Below are 2011 nucleotides of genomic sequence, written 5' to 3' on the forward strand. Positions count from 1 at the left end.
GGTATTACAACCACGCAAAGAAGTGGAGAACCAGGCAGAGATGCGGCAGATATCTATATTAGAGGTATAGCAACTTTTGCAGCTGGGAATGCAACGCCATTAATATTGGTCGATGGTATTCCTAGAAACAATATTTCTACGATCGACCCTTACACAATCGAATCGTTGAACATCCTTAAGGATGCATCAGCCACAGCAGTCTTCGGTGTAAGAGGTGCAAATGGCGTCATCATCATTACTACTAAAACTGGTACTAGTGGCAAACCACAATTCAGCTTTTCAAGTAATTATGCATTGCAAAACCCCATTAGACTACCAAAACCATTAAACTCTCTTGATTTCGCTACTTTAAGGAATGAGGCCGCATTCAATGATGCTGTAGCTGCCGGAAACCCAAATCCACAGAATGCCTTTGTTTTTAGCGATTACGATTTAGAAAGATACAAAAATGGAGATGATCCATTTTTTCATCCAGACATTAATTGGTTCGATTATATGCTAAAGGATTTTGCACCACAACAGCAGTATAACCTTAACATTAGTGGTGGAGTGAACAATGCCAAATATTTTGTCTCATTAGGTTATTTGAATCAACAAGGAGCTTACTCAGTTGGTGACTTCTTTGACGAGTTCAGTTCAAATCCCAAATACGACAGGTATAATGTTCGGACGAATTTTGATTTCAACTTATCTCCGAAACTAAGTTTGTCAATAAAAGTTGGTGCTGATTTATCCTCAAGTAATTATTCCAGAAGTAGTACATCCGATATCTTTGGAACTATATTGTCTGCTAGCCCCATGATGTCTCCTGTTATATTTGATGACAAAATTATCAGATTTACAGCAGGTACTGCGGGTGCATTTCAAATTTCCAATACCCCCTTGTTGCAAATGCTTGGTCAAGGTTTTAATACCAATTTTGGAAGCGATCTTAATACAAATGTTGCGGCTAAATATGATTTAGGTGATGTAACTAAGGGCTTATCAGTGCGTGGTCAAGTTGCATATGATAATTTCTACAGCCAATCAGCAAATCGAACCAAAAGCATTCCACTATGGGATCTTGTATATGACCCCAATGCCCAGAATTTTCTAGATTCTATCAAGCCCATAGCAACTATAAATCAATTTGAGGGGCCAGTTGTCTTTGCTGGGGAAAGTTTTAGGAATACTAGTAAAGTTTATGGTGAAGCAGCAATAGACTACAAGAGGAGTTTTGGCAATCACAATGTTACTGGATTAATACTGGGTACAGCTGAACGATTTTATAATGGGGAGGATGAGCTGCCTTTCAACTATCTGGGCTTGGTTGCTAGATTAACGTATAACTATAAAGGCAAGTATCTGGGAGATTTTAGCATGGGCTATAATGGTTCCGAGAACTTTATTAAAGGCAAGCAATTTGGGTTTTTTCCGGCGGGTTCTATAGGATATGTCATCACAGAGGAAAAGTTTATACCCAAAAATAATGTATTAACCTTTTTGAAGCTTAGAGCATCTTATGGTCAAGTAGGTAATGATAAGTTAGGTAATAACAGGTTCCTTTTTACTCCTGATGCATTCAGGGTTGGAAATCAATATTGGTTTGGTTTAAATCAGAATAGGCAAACGGGTTATACTGAAGCAAGGTTGGGTAATAGCGATGTAACTTGGGAGGTCGCCACCAAAATGAATCTAGCAGTTGACTTTAGATTTTTTAAAGAAAAAATTTCGCTTACGACAGAATATTTTACAGAGAGTAGAGAGCAGATCTTGTGGAACTTAAACATCCCAATAACTTTTGGCTCTCAAGGCTTATTAGCACCCTATAATATCGGTCAGGCTTCTAACCGTGGGATTGAATTTGAATTAGGTTATAGAGACAAAATACCAGGAACAGATTTTGGTTTTTCGATCAATACCAACTATTCTTTTGTACGAAATAAAATTATTTATCAAGATGAAATACCTCAACCATTTCCAGGTTTGGCTGCAACAGGAAATAGAATAGGGCAGCCGAAAGGTTTAGTAG

General features: G+C 37.9%; 1 protein-coding gene. It reads left to right on the top strand.

Features of this window, described 5'->3' with window-relative positions; all coding sequences use genetic code 11:
• On the top strand, positions 1 to 2011 hold a 2011-nt coding region (locus AN486_RS26405; protein ID WP_290603041.1), incomplete at both ends, for a SusC/RagA family TonB-linked outer membrane protein.

It is taken from the genome of Anabaena sp. AL93, assembly GCF_001672085.1.
Lineage (GTDB): Bacteria > Cyanobacteriota > Cyanobacteriia > Cyanobacteriales > Nostocaceae > Dolichospermum > Dolichospermum heterosporum.